At 61.2% G+C, this 14,829-nt stretch carries 16 protein-coding genes; 13 read left to right on the top strand and 3 right to left on the bottom strand.

What is annotated here, in order from left to right; translation table 11 throughout:
- Positions 1–20: 20 nt before the first annotated feature.
- From HX783_RS03410 to HX783_RS03375, 8 genes are read left to right on the top strand one after another with little or no spacing between them, the layout of a single operon-like run.
- A complete protein-coding gene (locus HX783_RS03410; RefSeq protein WP_177015979.1) occupies positions 21–776 on the top strand; it encodes a heme ABC transporter permease in 756 nt (251 codons plus the stop codon).
- A complete protein-coding gene (ccmD, locus tag HX783_RS03405) occupies positions 773–949 on the top strand; it encodes a heme exporter protein CcmD (protein WP_159955052.1) in 177 nt (58 codons plus the stop codon). Before HX783_RS03410 ends, ccmD begins: the two co-directional genes overlap by 4 nt.
- Positions 946–1,413 (top strand): cytochrome c maturation protein CcmE, encoded by a 468-nt coding sequence (ccmE, locus tag HX783_RS03400; protein ID WP_159955053.1) that lies wholly within the window; start codon positions 946–948, stop codon positions 1,411–1,413. Before ccmD ends, ccmE begins: the two co-directional genes overlap by 4 nt.
- A 3-nt stretch (positions 1,414–1,416) precedes the next feature.
- Complete coding sequence (locus HX783_RS03395) at positions 1,417–3,405, top strand: heme lyase CcmF/NrfE family subunit (RefSeq protein ID WP_159955054.1); 1,989 nt, start codon at positions 1,417–1,419, stop codon at positions 3,403–3,405.
- Positions 3,402–3,938, top strand: a complete 537-nt coding sequence (locus tag HX783_RS03390) for a DsbE family thiol:disulfide interchange protein (protein WP_016972113.1) — start codon at positions 3,402–3,404, stop codon at positions 3,936–3,938. The genes HX783_RS03395 and HX783_RS03390 overlap by 4 nt, the downstream gene beginning before the upstream one ends.
- The gene (locus HX783_RS03385) at positions 3,935–4,408 is read left to right on the top strand and encodes a cytochrome c-type biogenesis protein (RefSeq protein WP_159955055.1); all 474 of its coding nucleotides are present in this window, start codon (positions 3,935–3,937) and stop codon (positions 4,406–4,408) included. Before HX783_RS03390 ends, HX783_RS03385 begins: the two co-directional genes overlap by 4 nt.
- On the top strand, positions 4,401–5,585 hold the full coding sequence (ccmI, locus tag HX783_RS03380; protein WP_177015978.1) for a c-type cytochrome biogenesis protein CcmI: 1,185 nt from the start codon (positions 4,401–4,403) through the stop codon (positions 5,583–5,585). The genes HX783_RS03385 and ccmI overlap by 8 nt, the downstream gene beginning before the upstream one ends.
- Before the next feature lie 16 nt (positions 5,586–5,601).
- Positions 5,602–5,994, top strand: coding sequence for a hypothetical protein (locus HX783_RS03375; RefSeq protein WP_177015977.1), 393 nt, complete (start codon positions 5,602–5,604; stop codon positions 5,992–5,994).
- A 119-nt stretch (positions 5,995–6,113) separates the two neighbouring features.
- On the opposite strand, the gene HX783_RS03370 is transcribed toward HX783_RS03375, so the two are convergent.
- Entirely contained in the window at positions 6,114–7,646 is a 1,533-nt protein-coding gene (locus HX783_RS03370) for an MFS transporter (RefSeq protein WP_177016636.1), read from the bottom strand.
- A gap of 520 nt (positions 7,647–8,166) precedes the next feature.
- On the bottom strand, positions 8,167–9,351 hold the full coding sequence (locus HX783_RS03365; RefSeq protein WP_177015976.1) for an MFS transporter: 1,185 nt from the start codon (positions 9,349–9,351) through the stop codon (positions 8,167–8,169).
- A 110-nt stretch (positions 9,352–9,461) separates the two neighbouring features.
- On the opposite strand from HX783_RS03365, the gene HX783_RS03360 reads away from it, so the two are divergent.
- Complete coding sequence (locus tag HX783_RS03360; protein WP_177015975.1) at positions 9,462–10,364, top strand: LysR family transcriptional regulator; 903 nt, start codon at positions 9,462–9,464, stop codon at positions 10,362–10,364.
- A gap of 121 nt (positions 10,365–10,485) precedes the next feature.
- On the opposite strand, the gene HX783_RS03355 is transcribed toward HX783_RS03360, so the two are convergent.
- Positions 10,486–10,761 (bottom strand): DUF6124 family protein, encoded by a 276-nt coding sequence (locus tag HX783_RS03355; RefSeq protein WP_177015974.1) that lies wholly within the window; start codon positions 10,759–10,761, stop codon positions 10,486–10,488.
- A 524-nt stretch (positions 10,762–11,285) separates the two neighbouring features.
- Here HX783_RS03355 and phnC point away from each other — a divergent pair.
- The 4 genes from phnC to phnF all read left to right on the top strand — a co-directional run bounded on the left by phnC (position 11,286) and on the right by phnF (position 14,826).
- Positions 11,286–12,119, top strand: a complete 834-nt coding sequence (gene phnC / locus HX783_RS03350; protein ID WP_177015973.1) for a phosphonate ABC transporter ATP-binding protein — start codon at positions 11,286–11,288, stop codon at positions 12,117–12,119.
- Positions 12,120–12,151: 32 nt separating this feature from the next.
- On the top strand, positions 12,152–13,153 hold the full coding sequence (gene phnD, locus HX783_RS03345) for a phosphonate ABC transporter substrate-binding protein (protein ID WP_177015972.1): 1,002 nt from the start codon (positions 12,152–12,154) through the stop codon (positions 13,151–13,153).
- 149 nt (positions 13,154–13,302) lie between these two features.
- Complete coding sequence (phnE, locus tag HX783_RS03340; RefSeq protein WP_056857139.1) at positions 13,303–14,085, top strand: phosphonate ABC transporter, permease protein PhnE; 783 nt, start codon at positions 13,303–13,305, stop codon at positions 14,083–14,085.
- A gap of 36 nt (positions 14,086–14,121) precedes the next feature.
- Complete coding sequence (gene phnF, locus HX783_RS03335; protein WP_177015971.1) at positions 14,122–14,826, top strand: phosphonate metabolism transcriptional regulator PhnF; 705 nt, start codon at positions 14,122–14,124, stop codon at positions 14,824–14,826.
- The last annotated feature ends 3 nt before the right edge of the window (positions 14,827–14,829 follow it).

Raw genomic sequence — 14,829 nt, 5'->3', positions numbered from 1 at the left:
CCACCGTGATGGAAACAGCAATGAACTGGACCTGGTTTCACAAGCTCGGCTCGCCCAAATGGTTTTACGGCATCAGCGCCAGGCTGCTGCCGTGGTTGAGTGTCGCCGCCGTGTTGCTGATCGGCATCGGCCTGGTCTGGGGCCTGGCCTTTGCGCCGCCGGACTACCAGCAAGGCAACAGCTTTCGCATCATCTATATCCACGTACCCGCCGCGATGCTGGCGCAGTCCTGCTACGTGATGCTGGCGGTGTGCGGCGTCGTCGGCCTGGTGTGGAAGATGAAACTGGCCGACGTCGCCCTGCAATGCGCCGCGCCCATCGGTGCGTGGATGACCGCCGTGGCGCTGGTCACCGGGGCGATCTGGGGCAAACCGACCTGGGGTTCGTGGTGGGTGTGGGACGCGCGCCTCACCTCCATGCTGATCCTGCTGTTCCTGTACTTCGGCCTGATTGCGCTGGGCAATGCCATCAGCAACCGCGACAGCGCCGCCAAGGCCTGCGCAGTGCTGGCCATCGTCGGCGTGATCAACATCCCAATCATCAAATACTCGGTGGAGTGGTGGAACACCCTGCACCAGGGCGCCACCTTCACCCTCACTGAAAAGCCGGCAATGCCCGTGGAAATGTGGGCGCCGCTGTTGCTGATGGTGCTGGGGTTCTACTGCTTCTTCGGCGCTGTGCTGCTGATGCGCATGCGTCTGGAAGTGCTCAAGCGCGAAGCCCGCACCAGCTGGGTCAAGGCCGAAGTGCAAAACAGCCTGGGAGCGCGTGGATGAGCTTTAACTCTTTCAGCGAATTTCTCGCCATGGGCCATCACGGCCTGTATGTCTGGACCGCCTATGGCATCTGCCTGGCGGTACTGGCCCTCAACGTCGCCGCGCCGATCCTGGCCCGCAAGCGTTACCTGCAACAAGAGGCGCGTCGTTTGCGCCGGGAGACCGACAAGTGAATCCGCTGCGTAGAAAGCGTCTGTTAATCATCCTGGCCATCCTGGCCGGCGTCGGCATCGCGGTGACCCTGGCCCTGAGCGCCTTGCAGCAGAACATCAACCTGTTCTACACCCCGACCCAGATCGCCAATGGCGAAGCGCCGGTGGACACGCGCATCCGCGCCGGCGGCATGGTCGAGAAGGGCTCGCTGAAACGTTCCGGTGATTCCCTGGACGTCACCTTTGTGGTCACCGACTTCAACAAGGCCGTGACCATCACTTATCGCGGCATCCTCCCGGACCTGTTCCGCGAAGGCCAGGGCATCGTCGCCCTGGGCAAGCTGAATGCGGACGGCGTAGTGGTCGCCGACGAGGTGCTGGCCAAGCACGATGAGAAATACATGCCGCCCGAGGTCACCAAGGCCCTCAAAGACAGCGGCCAATCGGCCCCTGGCTCAAATGCACAGCCTGCCAAGGAGGGCTAAGCCATGACGTCCGCACTGTTTATTCCGGAGCTGGGCCAGTTGGCGATGATCCTCGCCCTGTGCTTTGCCGTCGTCCAGGCCGTGGTGCCGTTGCTCGGCGCCTGGCGCGGTGATCGCCTGTGGATGAGCCTGGCCCAGCCGGCCGCCTGGGGCCAGTTTGCCTTTCTGCTGTTCGCGTTTGGCTGCCTGACCTACGCCTTTATGACCGACGACTTTTCCGTCGCCTATGTCGCCAACAACTCCAACAGCGCCTTGCCCTGGTACTACAAATTCAGCGCCGTGTGGGGCGCCCACGAAGGTTCGTTGCTGTTGTGGGCCTTGATCCTCGGCGGCTGGACCTTCGCCGTGTCGGTGTTCTCGCGCCAACTGCCGCAAGTCATGCTGGCGCGGGTGCTGGCGGTGATGGGCATGATCAGCATCGGTTTCCTGCTGTTCCTGATCATGACCTCCAACCCGTTCAGCCGCATCCTGCCGCAGATCCCGGTGGACGGCCATGACCTCAACCCGCTGCTGCAAGACATCGGCCTGATCGTGCACCCGCCGATGCTCTACATGGGTTACGTGGGTTTCTCGGTGGCCTTCGCCTTCGCCATCGCTGCCTTGCTCGGCGGGCGCCTCGATGCGGCCTGGGCGCGATGGTCGCGGCCATGGACCATCGTGGCCTGGGCCTTCCTCGGGATCGGCATCACCTTGGGCTCGTGGTGGGCCTACTACGAACTCGGCTGGGGCGGCTGGTGGTTCTGGGACCCGGTGGAAAACGCCTCGTTCATGCCCTGGCTGGTCGGCACTGCGCTGATTCACTCGCTGGCCGTCACCGAAAAGCGTGGCGTGTTCAAAAGCTGGACTGTGCTGCTGGCGATTGCCGCGTTTTCCCTCAGCCTGCTCGGCACCTTCCTTGTGCGTTCGGGTGTGCTGACGTCGGTACACGCGTTCGCCTCCGACCCTGCGCGCGGCGTGTTCATCCTGATCTTCCTGCTGTTTGTGGTCGGCGGCTCGCTCACCCTGTTCGCCCTGCGTGCGCCGGTGGTCAAGAGCCAGGTCGGCTTCAACCTGTGGTCGCGGGAAACCCTGCTGCTGGGCAATAACCTGGTGCTGGTGGTGGCCGCGTCGATGATCCTGCTCGGCACCTTGTACCCGCTGGTGCTGGACGCCCTGAGCGGCGCCAAGCTGTCGGTCGGCCCGCCGTACTTCAACGCGTTGTTTATCCCGCTGATGGGCCTGTTGATGGTAGTGATGGCCGTCGGTGTGCTGGTGCGCTGGAAAGACACCCCGGTGAAATGGCTGGCCGGCATGCTGATGCCAGTGCTGCTCGGCAGTGTGGCCTTGGCGGTGATCGCAGGCTTTGCCTACGGCGACTTCAACTGGGCCGTGCTCGCCACCTTCCTGCTCGCCGCCTGGGTGTTGCTGGCCGGCGTACGCGATATCTTCGACAAAACCCGCCACAAAGGCCTGATCAAAGGTTTGCCGACGCTGACCCGCAGTTACTGGGGCATGCAGGTCGCGCATATCGGCATCGCCGTGTGCGCCCTCGGCGTGGTGCTTTCCAGCCAGAACAGCGCCGAGCGCGACCTGCGCCTGGCGCCGGGCGAGTCCATGGACCTGGCCGGTTACCACTTCATCTTCGAGGGCGCCAAGCACTTCGAAGGCCCGAACTTCACCTCAGACAAAGGCACCGTGCGTGTGGTGCGCAACGGCAAGGAAGTGGCGGTGCTGCACCCGGAAAAACGCCTGTACACGGTGCAAAGCTCGATGATGACCGAAGCCGGTATCGACGCCGGTTTCACCCGCGACCTCTATGTAGCGCTGGGTGAACCGCTGGGCGACGGCGCCTGGGCGGTGCGGGTGCATGTGAAACCGTTCGTGCGCTGGATTTGGTTCGGCGGTTTGCTCACCGGTTTCGGTGGTTTGCTGGCCGCGCTGGATCGGCGTTATCGGGTCAAAGTGAAAAGCCGCGTGCGTGAAGCCCTCGGCCTGCAAGGAGCGCCAGCATGAAGCGTTGGTTGATGGTGTTACCGCTGGCGGCCTTTCTGGTGGTGGCGGTGTTTCTGTATCGCGGCTTGTATTTGGACCCGGCCGAGCTGCCGTCGGCGATGATCGGCAAACAGTTCCCGGCCTTTAGCCTGCCGACGGTGCAAGGCGACAAAACCTTGACCCAGGCCGATCTGCTGGGCAAACCGGCGCTGGTCAACGTGTGGGGCACCTGGTGCATCTCGTGCCGCGTCGAACACCCGGTGCTGAACAAACTGGCCGAGAAGGGCGTGGTGATCTACGGCATCAACTACAAGGACGACAATGCAGCGGCCTTGAAATGGCTGGCGGAATTTCACAACCCGTACCAGTTGGATATCCGCGACGAAGACGGCAACCTCGGTTTGAACCTTGGCGTGTACGGCGCCCCGGAGACCTTTTTCATCGATGCCAAAGGCGTGATCCGCGACAAATACGTCGGAGTGATCGACGAAGTGGTGTGGCGCGAGCAACTCGCCGCCAAGTACCAGGCGCTGGTCGATGAGGCCAAGCCATGAAGCGTCTGTTAGCCGCTGCGGTTCTCGCACTCGGGTTGGTCGGCGTCGCGCATGCGGCCATCGACACTTACGAGTTCGCCAAGGACAGTGACCGCGAGCGTTTTCGCGAACTGACCAAGGAACTGCGCTGCCCCAAGTGCCAGAACCAGGACATTGCCGACTCTAACGCGCCGATTGCTGCCGACTTGCGCAAAGAGATCTTCCGCATGCTGGGGGAGGGCAAGGACAACCAGCAGATCATCGACTTCATGGTCGACCGCTACGGTGATTTCGTGCGTTACAAACCGGCCCTCACCGGCAAGACCGCGCTGCTCTGGTTCGGCCCTGCCGGGCTGTTGCTGGCCGGCGTGGTGGTGATGGCCGTGATCGTCCGCCGTCGCCGCGCCGCGCCTACTGATGGCTCCGACGCGTTATCCCCTGAAGAGCGCAAACGCCTCGACCAATTGCTGGACACCAAGACTGATGATTGATTTTTGGCTCGCAGCAGGGTTGCTGCTTCTGATTGCCCTGAGTTTCCTGTTGATCCCTGTGTTGCGCGGCCGCCGTGCCCAGCGTGAAGAGGATCGCACCGCGCTGAACGTGGCGCTTTACCAAGAGCGCGTGGCCGAGCTGCAAGTGCAGCAGGACGAAGGCGTGCTCAACGCCGCGCAACTCGACACCGGCCGCGCCGAGGCTGCCCGCGAACTGCTGGCCGATACCGAAGGCGTGGAAAAACCCCGCGAATCGCGCCTCGGCAAACCGCTGCCGTTTCTGGCGGCGTTTCTGGTGCCGGTTTTGGGTGTTGCGCTGTACCTGCATTACGGCGCCAGCGACAAGGTCGAATTGACCCGCGAATTCTCCCAGCCGCCAGTGTCCATGCAAGACATGACCCAGCGCCTTGAGCGTGCCGCCGCCGCCCAGCCGGATTCGCCGGAAGGCTTGTACTTCCTGGGCCGCGCCTACATGGCCCAGGACCGTTCGGCCGATGCCGCGAAAGTCTTCGAACGCACCGTGGCCCTGGCCGGTCGCCAGCCGGAACTGCTCGGCCAATGGGCGCAGGCGCAGTACTTTGCCGACAATAAACAGTGGTCGCCCAAAGTGCAGGCGTTGACCGATGAAGCCTTGAAGCTGGACCCGAAGGAAGTCACCAGCCTCGGCCTGCTGGGTATCGCCGCCTTTGAAGGCCAGCGTTATCAGGAAGCCATCGACTACTGGAATCGCCTGTTGGCGCAGTTGCCAGCGCAAGACAATTCCCGGGTCGCGCTGCAAGGCGGGATTGACCGCGCGGCCGAAAAGCTCAAGGAAAACGGCGGCACCGTGGCGCAAAAGACCGTGATGAACGTGCGTGTGGACCTGTCTGCCGAGGTGAAAGCCAAAGCCTTGCCCACCGACAGCGTGTTCATCTTCGCCCGCGCCGTCTCCGGCCCGCCTGCGCCGCTGGCGGCCAGGCGCGTGACCGTCGCCGAACTGCCGATCACCGTGGAACTGGGCGATGCGGATGCGATGATGCCGCAGTTGAAACTGTCCAACTTCTCCGAAGTCCAACTGGTTGCGCGCATATCCCGGGCCGGTCAGCCGACCACTGGCGAGTGGATCGGCCGCAGCCAACCGCTGGCCAGCTCCACCACTGCGCTGCAGCAGCTGACTATCGACAGTCCGGACAAGTAATTTCGAGGAAACGCCTATGACCGCATTTGCACGTATCACCTTGCTCAGCCTGGTATTGGGGCTCAGCGCTTGTGCGGTCCACCGCCCCCCTCAACCTACCGGCCCGACCATCCCGCCGTCCGGCCCGTCGACCCAGCCGAGCACCAAGCCTTCCGGCCCGGTTACCCCGTCGCCAAAACCGCTGCCAAGCTCATCGCCGACGTTCGCCCCACCACCGGGCGCCGCCAGCCACTGGGACGGCAAGATGCAGGTGTATGTGCTGGAAGAACAGCCCGACACCTTCTACCGCCAGCGCACCTACTACCGCTGGAGCAACGGCTGGAGCCGCTCGATCAGCCCGAACGGCCCATGGGAAGAGACCGACGTGCACGGCGTGCCGCCGGGGTTGAGCAAGCAGTACGCGCAATGACAAAAGGCGACCTGCGGGTCGCCTTTTTCATAACCTTGAAATACATCCCTTCAAAACATGGGTCTTAAATGTGAGAGCCGTTTTCCTGCGATAGCAGTCAGTTAGAAAAAAAGACTTTTCTACCCTTTACTATGTGCGCACGCCGTTTGAGGTGTTTTCAGCGTTCGGCTCGCGACGAAGATTGCCAGCACCGCCAAACTGAAGGTGGCCCAAGCCATCAAGCTAGTCCCCCCTTCAAATGCGCGTGTCGCACTGCGCATCAATTCATCGGCTTGATCCTCCGACAATGTCGCCGATACCGCGTAGGCTCCCGCCAATGTTTCGCCGGCTAACTGTGTTTGCAGCGATGTCAGGAAGTCCGGTAGCTGTAATGTGCCGCGGTAGTACGCGGTGACAATTCCACCGAGCAGCGTGGTGCCAAGTACAACGCCCACTTCATAGGCTGTCTCACTGATGGCGGATGCAGCTCCGGCTTTATTGGGCGGGGCAGCCGATAGAATCACATCGTTAGATACAGTGGCGATGGCACCGACGCCGATGTTCAGCAACGCAAATGCCAGCACCAACACCGTCAGACTACTCCCGAAGCTGGCTACCATGAAAAATGCCCCGGCCGTAAAGGCCAGCAAGACCGGAATCAGAACATTGACCGAAACTCGCTGGGCGACTGGGACTATCAGGATACCTACGACAATCGCCATGATCTGACCCGGTATTAACGCCAGGCTGGCGCTAAGGGGGGACATGCGCAGGACGATTTGCAGGAGTTGAGTGGAGAAAAATACAAAGCCGATCAGAAATGCCAGGCTCATCAGGTTGATGGTCACAGACCCGCTGAAGGTCTTGTTGCGAAACAGGCTCAGGTCCATCAATGGCGTCGGTAGGTTTAGTTGTCGGTGCACGAATTTCCAGCCAACAACGATAGCAATACAGAAGGCCGCCAATGCCAATGCATCGGGCCCATCACTGGCGATGTGCTTGATGCTATACACCAGCGCGCTGAGGGCTACCATGGACTGTACAGTACTGAGCACGTCTATCGGCCCAGACGCATCGGGCTCCGACTCAGGTAACAGCAATGGTCCGAGAATCAATAATGGCACCAGCACCGGTATTGCCAGCAGAAAGATCGATCCCCATCTGAAGAACTCCAGCAATAGTCCGCCGACTAAAGGCCCAAGCGCAGAACCGACTGTCAAGGTCGTTGCCCAGATAGCCACGGCTAGCCGCCGTTCCTCTCGATCATTAAAGAGTGAGCGAATCAGCGCCAATGTTGAAGGCATCAGCATAGCCCCGAAGATCCCCATGCAGGCGCGCCCTGCGATCAGTTGCGCGGCAGTGCTGGAATAGGCCGTCATTACGGAAACGACGGTAAATCCCAGTGAACCGATGAGCAGTAGTTTTCGATGACCTTTACGGTCACCCAAACTACCCATGGTAATCAGCAATCCGGCCAGCACTAATGAATAGGCATCAATCATCCAGAGTTGCTGACTCGCGCTGGGATGCAAGGCCTCAGCGATTTTTGGCAGGGCGAAACCCAATACGGTGTTATCCACTGTCACCAGTAAGACCGGCAGCATCAAAATAGCTAGAGCCCACCACCGCTTGGACCGGGGTTGCTGTTTTACATCGTCAGCCGTCAATGGCATCACCGGCTCCTTATCAATAAAGTTCATGATCCCTATCAAGCTGTCGGCTAAGGGATGAAAGTCGTTCTTGTAGAAGAACGTGCTGAACTTTTTATAGTCTGTAAGAGGGTGCGGCCATCGAGTATTTGTTTCATGTTGTATCGTATTTACAAATGCACATTTCCATGAGGAAAGCTCTGGGCACGCTGTATGAAATTTGTCTCGGAAGAGCCGTAGGAAGTAGCCGAGGTGCAGGGCTTACCTTCTATCGTCGAGCAAGCAACATGCGCAATAAAAAGGCGATCTTCGGGTCGCCTTTTTATTGTCTTGAATTACCCCTCATCCTCTGTAGGACAAATTTGGGAACAGGCAAGCCAGCTCCCACAGTTTTGTGCCTGGCCTGAATTCTGTGCACGCCGCAGATCAAATGTGTGCGGGCTTGCTCGCGAAAGCGGAGTGTCAGCCACTGAATAGGTTGGCTGATGCACCGCATTCGCGAGCAAGCCCGCTCCCACATTTCGATCTTCATTCGGCCTGAGATTTACGCCAGTTCCTGAGCTTGGCGTGGCGCGCCGAGCCAGTGAATCACCCCAGCCAACACCCCCAACACCACCCCAAACTCCACAATCCCCACCCAACCAAAACTGGCCATCAACCACCCGCTCACCGTCGCCCCCACCGCTCCACCCACAAACGTCGCGGTCATATACAAACTATTGATGCGCCCCTGCGCCTTCGGGTCCACCGCAAACGCCTGCGTCTGGTTCGCCACCAACCCCGCCTGCACGCCGATATCCAACACAATCACCCCAATCACCAGCAAGATCAGCGAGGTCTGCGCCCCAGCCAACAGCAGAAATGCCAAGGTCACAATCCCCACGCTGGCTCCAATCACCTTGCGACAACCCACCTTATCCGCCGCCCGGCCGCCATACGACGCTGCAAACGCACCCACCGCGCCAATAATCCCAAACCCACCGGCCCAGGCACTGCCCAACTGCCACGGCCCATTGGCCAGCAGCCCTGCCAGATTCACCCAGAACGCGTTAAAGCACGCCCACAACAATGCCTGCACCATCATCGATTGCCGAATCGGGCTGTTATCGCGCATCAAAGGCCACAGCGAAGCCAGCAGGCGAGGGTAGGACAGGTTGCTGCTCGGCACGCCCGGCGGCAGCAGCTTGGCCGCGATAAACCACACCGGCAGCATGAACGCCGCCTCCATGGCATACACCGCGCGCCAGCCATACGCCTCACCGACCACACCGCTGATGGTGCGCCCGAGCAAGATCCCTAGCATGATCCCGCTGACCACCGTGCCCACATTGCGCCCGCGCTCGTGGGGCGGCGACATCACCGCCGCAAACGGCACCAGTTGCTGCGGCACGCAACACACGATGCCCAAGCCAAATGAGGCGCCGATCAACGCCCAGATACTCGGCGCAAACGCTGCTGCCAAGGCAAAACAGAACGCCAGGGCGATCTGCCCCAGCACCAGCTTGCGCCGGTCAAAGCGGTCGCCCATCGGCAGCAACAACGCCAGGCCGGTGGCAAACCCCAGCAAGGCCGCGCCCGCCACCAGGTTGACGGTCGAGACGGCCACGCCCATGTCCGAGGCAATCAACGGCAGCACCGGCTGCGTGCAATAGATATTGGTGACCACCGCCCCGGCGATCACAGCCATCATGATGATCTTGCCTCGCGGCGGGGAATTCTCGGATGTCATGGCGTTTACCTCATGTCGCTGGGGGAAGAGTCGCCAACCTTACGCAGTCGCGTTTATGTCGATAATCCCCTAGGATCGGGAATCATCCTTCCAGAATTTGATAGGGCGTTATGAACCGTCTTGAGTCGATGTCGGTGTTTGTTGCGGTGGTCGAGGCGGGCAGCCTGTCGGCGGCGGCGCGCCAGTTGGGCATGCCGTTGGCCACGGTCAGCCGCAAAGTCGCGGAGCTGGAAGCCCACCTGAAATCCCGCCTGCTGCACCGCACCACGCGGCAACTGTCGCTGACCGACGTGGGCGCGTCCTATCTGGCGGCGTGTCGGCGCATTCTTGAAGAGATTGGCGAAGCGGAGCGGGCGGCCACCGGCGAGTACGCCGTGCCCAAAGGCGAGTTGGTGGTAACCGCACCCATCGTGTTCGGGCGCCTGCACATCGTGCCGGTGGTGGCGGATTTTCTGGCGCAGTACCCCGAGATCAGCATCAACCTGATGCTCACCGACCGCGTGGTGCATCTGATGGAAGAGCAGTGCGACGTCGCCGTGCGTATCGGTGACCTGCCCGACAGTGCGCTCAAGGCGGTGCAGGTCGGCACGGTGCGGCGGGTGGTGTGCGCCAGTCCCCGGTATTTGCAAACCCATGGCGAGCCGGCCACGCCGCAGGCGCTGACGGACCACAGTTGCATCACCTTTGAAGTGCTGTCCTCGGTGGGCGCCTGGGTGTTTGGGGCGGGGAAAGCGCAACAGAGCGTGCCAGTGCATTCGCGGCTGTCGGTGAACACGGCGGAAGCGGCGATCACGGCGGCGACATTGGATGTTGGCGTGATTCGGGTGCTGTCCTATCAAGTTGCGGATGCGGTGCACAAGGGTGAATTGCAGGTGGTGCTGCAGCCGTTCGAGTCGGCGGCATTGCCCATCAGCCTGGTGCATAAAGGGCAGGCGCCATTGCCGTTGAAAGTGCGCGCCTTTCTGGATTTCGTCAGCCCGCGACTGCGTTCCCGGCAAGTGAGCATGTGCTGATGCACACGGACTAACTGTGGGAGCGGGCTTGCTCGCGAAAGCGGCGTGTCAGTCACTGAATAGGTTGGCTGATGCACCGCATTCGCGAGCAAGCCCGCTCCCACAGGGGATCACCGCGCTATCAAACGACGGGGCACTCCCGATTCAGCGCTTGATCCACCAACAACTGCGCAATCTCAACCATCTGCACCACCGCCAGCACCTGCTTGCGGCTTGATCCATCCAAATGCTCGGCACAGTCGTAGGCACACACCGTCGCCGATTCCAGCATCTCGCTGGCATTGCTCAAGGCTACTTCAGTGCTGAGGCCGGGGCGGACGGTGAAGATGAGGTTCTTTGTGGTTTGTGAGGTTTCATCCGGGGTAGACGATATTGGGTTAGGCGTTACTTTTTTCATACGGATGCTCCGTGAGTTATGAAAAAAGCGCTCACTTCTGTGGGCGCTAATGCGCCTGGATCATTCGGGCTTCCACACCCGGCCGTTGATTTTGCAACGACTCGAAAAGGTTAGCGGTGAGCTTTGCTCGGACGCAACCCGAAATCTGTGTAGGGCATGTCCTAACAAGAGGGCAGCTAAAAAAGGTGAGCCGTACGCAGATAGGTCGACCGGGGAATGGGAAACCCGGCAGGGCTTGGCCCTCCTGCGTACGGCTCGGTCCACATAATGCCGAGCGGTTAAATGACTGGCCGTAGGGAAAGTCTTGCTCAACAGACGTAGATCGTTCCCACGCTCTGCGTGGTAATGCATCCCGTGACGCTCTGCGTCACCCTTGCGCTGGCTTTGCAACCTTTCACAAAACCTTCATCAAAGCGCCGCCCGCCAGTCATGTGCAAGTAATAGCACTGACACCTGGCGCGCCTACTGTCGTTTGAACTCAACCGCAGCCCTGTTGTGGCTGTTCAAACCAGACAGAGAAGCCCATGACTCACGCTATCCATGTCGATCACTTGAACAAGACCTTTGCGAAGAAATCCGCATTGGTCGACCTCGAACTCACCATTGCATCCGGTGAGATGGTCGCGCTGATTGGCGCTTCCGGTTCCGGCAAGTCCACGTTGTTGCGCCACCTGGCGGGCCTGGCCTGTTGCGACAAAAGCAACGGCGGCAGCGTCAAGGTGCTGGGCCGGGAGGTGCAGGCCAGTGGACGCTTGAATGGCAAGGTGCGGCGGTTGCGTGCAGACATCGGCTACATCTTCCAGCAATTCAACCTGGTCAACCGCCTGAGCGTGCTCGACAACGTGCTGCTCGGTTGCCTGGGCCGCATGCCGCGCTGGCGTGGCAACCTCGGCTTGTTCAACGCCGAGGAGAAGGCCTTTGCCCTCGAATCCCTGGCCCGCGTCGGCCTGGCCGATCTGGCTGCGCAACGTGCGTCGACCTTGTCCGGCGGCCAGCAGCAGCGCGTGGCGATTGCTCGTGCCTTGACCCAGCGCGCCGAGGTGATCCTCGCCGATGAGCCCATCGCCTCGCTGGACCCGGAGTCGGCGCGCAAGGTCATGGAGATCCTCGCCGACATCAACCGCCGCGACGGCAAGACCGTGGTGGTGACCCTGCATCAAGTCGATTACGCCATGCGTTATTGCCCCCGAGCCGTGGCGCTCAAAGGCGGGCGGATTCATTTCGACGGGCAGGGCAGCGCCATGAGCAGCCAGTTCCTCAACGATTTGTACGGTGCCGACGTCGACACCAGCCTGATGTTTTCCGACCAGACCCGCCACACCGAAACCACCCCTCGGCTGGCCCTGGCGCGCGCTTGAAACCCTACTCACGACCCACAGGAATCCTTTCCATGTTGAACCGTATCGGCCACGTGTTTCTGTCTGCGGTGTTGCTGGCCGGCGTCGCCCTGGGCAATGCCCAGGCCGCCGACAAAGCCATCAACTTCGGCATCATGTCCACCGAGTCTTCGCAAAACCTCAAGAGCATCTGGCAGCCATTTCTGGATGACATGCACAAGAAGACCGGCCTGACCATCAACGCCACCTTCGCCTCCGACTACGCCGGCCTGATCCAGGGCATGCGCTTCAACAAGGTCGACGTGGCCTGGCTGGGCAACAAGGCGGCTATGGAAGCCGTGGACCGTTCCAACGGCGAGATCTTCGCCCAGACCGCCGCCGCCAACGGCGCCGCCGGTTACTGGAGCGTGCTGATCGTGCGCAAGGACAGCCCGATCAACAACGTCGACGACATGCTCAAGAACGCCAAGAACCTGACCTTCGGCAACGGTGACCCGAACTCCACCTCGGGCTACCTGGTGCCGGGCTACTACGTGTTCGCCAAGAACCACGTGGATGCCGCTACCGCGTTCAAACGCACGCTGAACTCCAGCCATGAAGTTAACGCGTTGAGCGTGGCCAAGGGGCAGTTGGACGTGGCCACCTTCAACACCGAAAGCTGGGACCGCCTGGAAGTCACCCAGCCGGACAAGGCCGCCATGCTCAAGGTGATCTGGAAGTCGCCGCTGATCCCGGCTGACCCGATGGTCTGGAGCAAAGCGCTGAGCGACAGCGAGAAGACCAAGATCCGCGATTTCTTCGCCCACTACGGCGACACCGATGAAGAGAAGGCGGTGCTGAAGAACATGCAGTTGGGCAAGTTCCTCGCTTCGAATGACGACCAACTGCTGCCGATCCGCCAGCTGGAGCTGTTCAAGCAGCGCACCACCATCAGTGCCGACGACAAGCTGGAAGCGGCTGACAAAGCCAAGAAGCTCGCCGATATCGACGCCGACCTGGCCAAGCTGCAACAGCGCATCAGCGAACTCGACAAGAAAACCGCAGCCAACGGCTAACCCCCTGTAGGAACCGGGCTTTATGTGGGAGCGGGCTTGCTCGCGAAAGCGGTGTGTCATTCAACACATCCAGGGACTGACACACCGCATTCGCGAGCAAGCCCGCTCCCACATTGAACCCCGTTCCAACCTTATACCGAGAGTGACCCATGACAACTCTGCACGCTGAAGCAGTGGGCAAAAGAACCTGGCCGCAATACCTCGGCTGGGGCCTGTTCCTGGTCTTGCTGGCCTGGGCCTGGCACGGCGCGGAAATGAACCCGCTGGCGCTGTACCGCGACTCCGGAAACATGGCGACCTTCGCCGCCGACTTCTTCCCGCCCGACTTCCACGAATGGCGCTCCTACCTCAAGGAGATGATCGTCACCGTGCAAATCGCCCTTTGGGGCACGGTGTTGGCCATCGTCTGTTCAGTGCCGCTGGGCATCTTGTGCGCCGACAACATCACCCCGTGGTGGGTGCACCAGCCGCTGCGCCGGGTGATGGACGCCTTCCGCTCGATCAATGAAATGGTGTTCGCGATGTTGTTCGTGGTCGCGGTCGGCCTCGGCCCTTTCGCCGGTGTACTGGCGCTGTGGATCAGCACCACCGGCGTGCTCGCCAAGCTGTTTGCCGAAGCCGTCGAGGCCATCGACCCCGGCCCGGTCGAAGGTGTGCGGGCCACTGGCGCGAGTGCCTTGCAGGAAGTGATCTACGGCGTGATCCCGCAAGTCATGCCGCTGTGGGTGAGTTACGCGCTGTACCGCTTCGAAGCGAATGTGCGTTCGGCCACGGTGGTCGGCATGGTCGGCGCCGGCGGTATCGGCGTGATCCTCTGGGAAAACATCCGCGCCTTCCAGTTCGTCCAGACCTGCGCGGTGCTGCTGGTGATCATCGTGGTAGTGAGCGGTATCGACGTGCTGTCCCAACGCCTGCGCAAGCAGTTCATCTGAAGCCTGAGGGGTGCCCGCGCGGCGCTTTTTTTAAGCATGCAGTTGTCTAGACAAGATGAGCCGGTGTACCGCGAACTCGCGGACATCCTGCGCCGTGAACTGAGCAGCTACAGCGCCGGCGACTTCCTGCCCGGCGAGGTGCACATGGCCGAGCGCTTCGGCGTCAACCGCCACACCTTGCGCCGTGCCATCGACGAGCTGGTGTTCGAAGGCAGCCTGCTGCGCCGCCAGGGCAAAGGCACCCAGGTACTCGACCGCCCGCTGATTTACTCGATGGGCGCCGAGACCTCCTACAGCCAATCGCTGTCAGCCCAGGGCGTCGGTGTGCAGGCGCTGTTGCTCAAGCGCCGCTATTGCTACGCCAGCCGCGACGAAGCCCTGCACTTAGGCATTGCCGAGATGGCGCCGATGATCGAACTGCAAACCCTGCGCAAGCTCGATCACCAGCCGGTCAGCCTGATCCGTCATCGCTACTGCGCCAGCCGTGCGCCGTTGCTGGCCGACTACAACGGCGGTTCGCTGCGCCAGTACCTGCGCGAGCGTGACCTGCCGCTGACCCGCACCCAAAGCCTGATCGGCGCGCGTTTGCCCAACCGTGATGAAGCCGCGCTGCTGATGATGCCTCGGCACTTGCCGGCCCTCACGGTTTTTACCCTTTCCTGCGATCCCGACGGCCGCCCGGTGGAGCTGGCGCAGTCCACCAGCCGTTCGGATCGCTTTCAGTACCAAGTGGTGACTTGAATG

The organism is Pseudomonas sp. D2002, assembly GCF_013385735.1.
In the GTDB taxonomy this organism is placed as follows: Bacteria; Pseudomonadota; Gammaproteobacteria; order Pseudomonadales; family Pseudomonadaceae; genus Aquipseudomonas.
The sequence above is the reverse complement of the archived record's forward strand: the minus strand, read 5'-3'. Positions and strand labels throughout refer to the sequence as shown.

Bases quoted from the DNA above. Each gene is read 5' to 3' on its own strand.
- HX783_RS03370 (WP_177016636.1), bottom strand. From the start codon at position 7,646: ATGCCATTGACGGCTGACGATGTAAAACAGCAACCCCGGTCCAAGCGG.
- phnF (WP_177015971.1), top strand. From the start codon at position 14,122: ATGCAGTTGTCTAGACAAGATGAGCCGGTGTACCGCGAACTCGCGGAC.
- ccmD (WP_159955052.1), top strand. From the start codon at position 773: ATGAGCTTTAACTCTTTCAGCGAATTTCTCGCCATGGGCCATCACGGC.
- phnD (WP_177015972.1), top strand. From the start codon at position 12,152: ATGTTGAACCGTATCGGCCACGTGTTTCTGTCTGCGGTGTTGCTGGCC.
- HX783_RS03375 (WP_177015977.1), top strand. From the start codon at position 5,602: ATGACCGCATTTGCACGTATCACCTTGCTCAGCCTGGTATTGGGGCTC.
- phnC (WP_177015973.1), top strand. From the start codon at position 11,286: ATGACTCACGCTATCCATGTCGATCACTTGAACAAGACCTTTGCGAAG.
- phnE (WP_056857139.1), top strand. From the start codon at position 13,303: ATGACAACTCTGCACGCTGAAGCAGTGGGCAAAAGAACCTGGCCGCAA.
- ccmI (WP_177015978.1), top strand. From the start codon at position 4,401: ATGATTGATTTTTGGCTCGCAGCAGGGTTGCTGCTTCTGATTGCCCTG.
- HX783_RS03360 (WP_177015975.1), top strand. From the start codon at position 9,462: ATGAACCGTCTTGAGTCGATGTCGGTGTTTGTTGCGGTGGTCGAGGCG.
- HX783_RS03385 (WP_159955055.1), top strand. From the start codon at position 3,935: ATGAAGCGTCTGTTAGCCGCTGCGGTTCTCGCACTCGGGTTGGTCGGC.
- HX783_RS03410 (WP_177015979.1), top strand. From the start codon at position 21: ATGAACTGGACCTGGTTTCACAAGCTCGGCTCGCCCAAATGGTTTTAC.
- HX783_RS03365 (WP_177015976.1), bottom strand. From the start codon at position 9,351: ATGACATCCGAGAATTCCCCGCCGCGAGGCAAGATCATCATGATGGCT.
- HX783_RS03390 (WP_016972113.1), top strand. From the start codon at position 3,402: ATGAAGCGTTGGTTGATGGTGTTACCGCTGGCGGCCTTTCTGGTGGTG.
- HX783_RS03355 (WP_177015974.1), bottom strand. From the start codon at position 10,761: ATGAAAAAAGTAACGCCTAACCCAATATCGTCTACCCCGGATGAAACC.
- HX783_RS03395 (WP_159955054.1), top strand. From the start codon at position 1,417: ATGACGTCCGCACTGTTTATTCCGGAGCTGGGCCAGTTGGCGATGATC.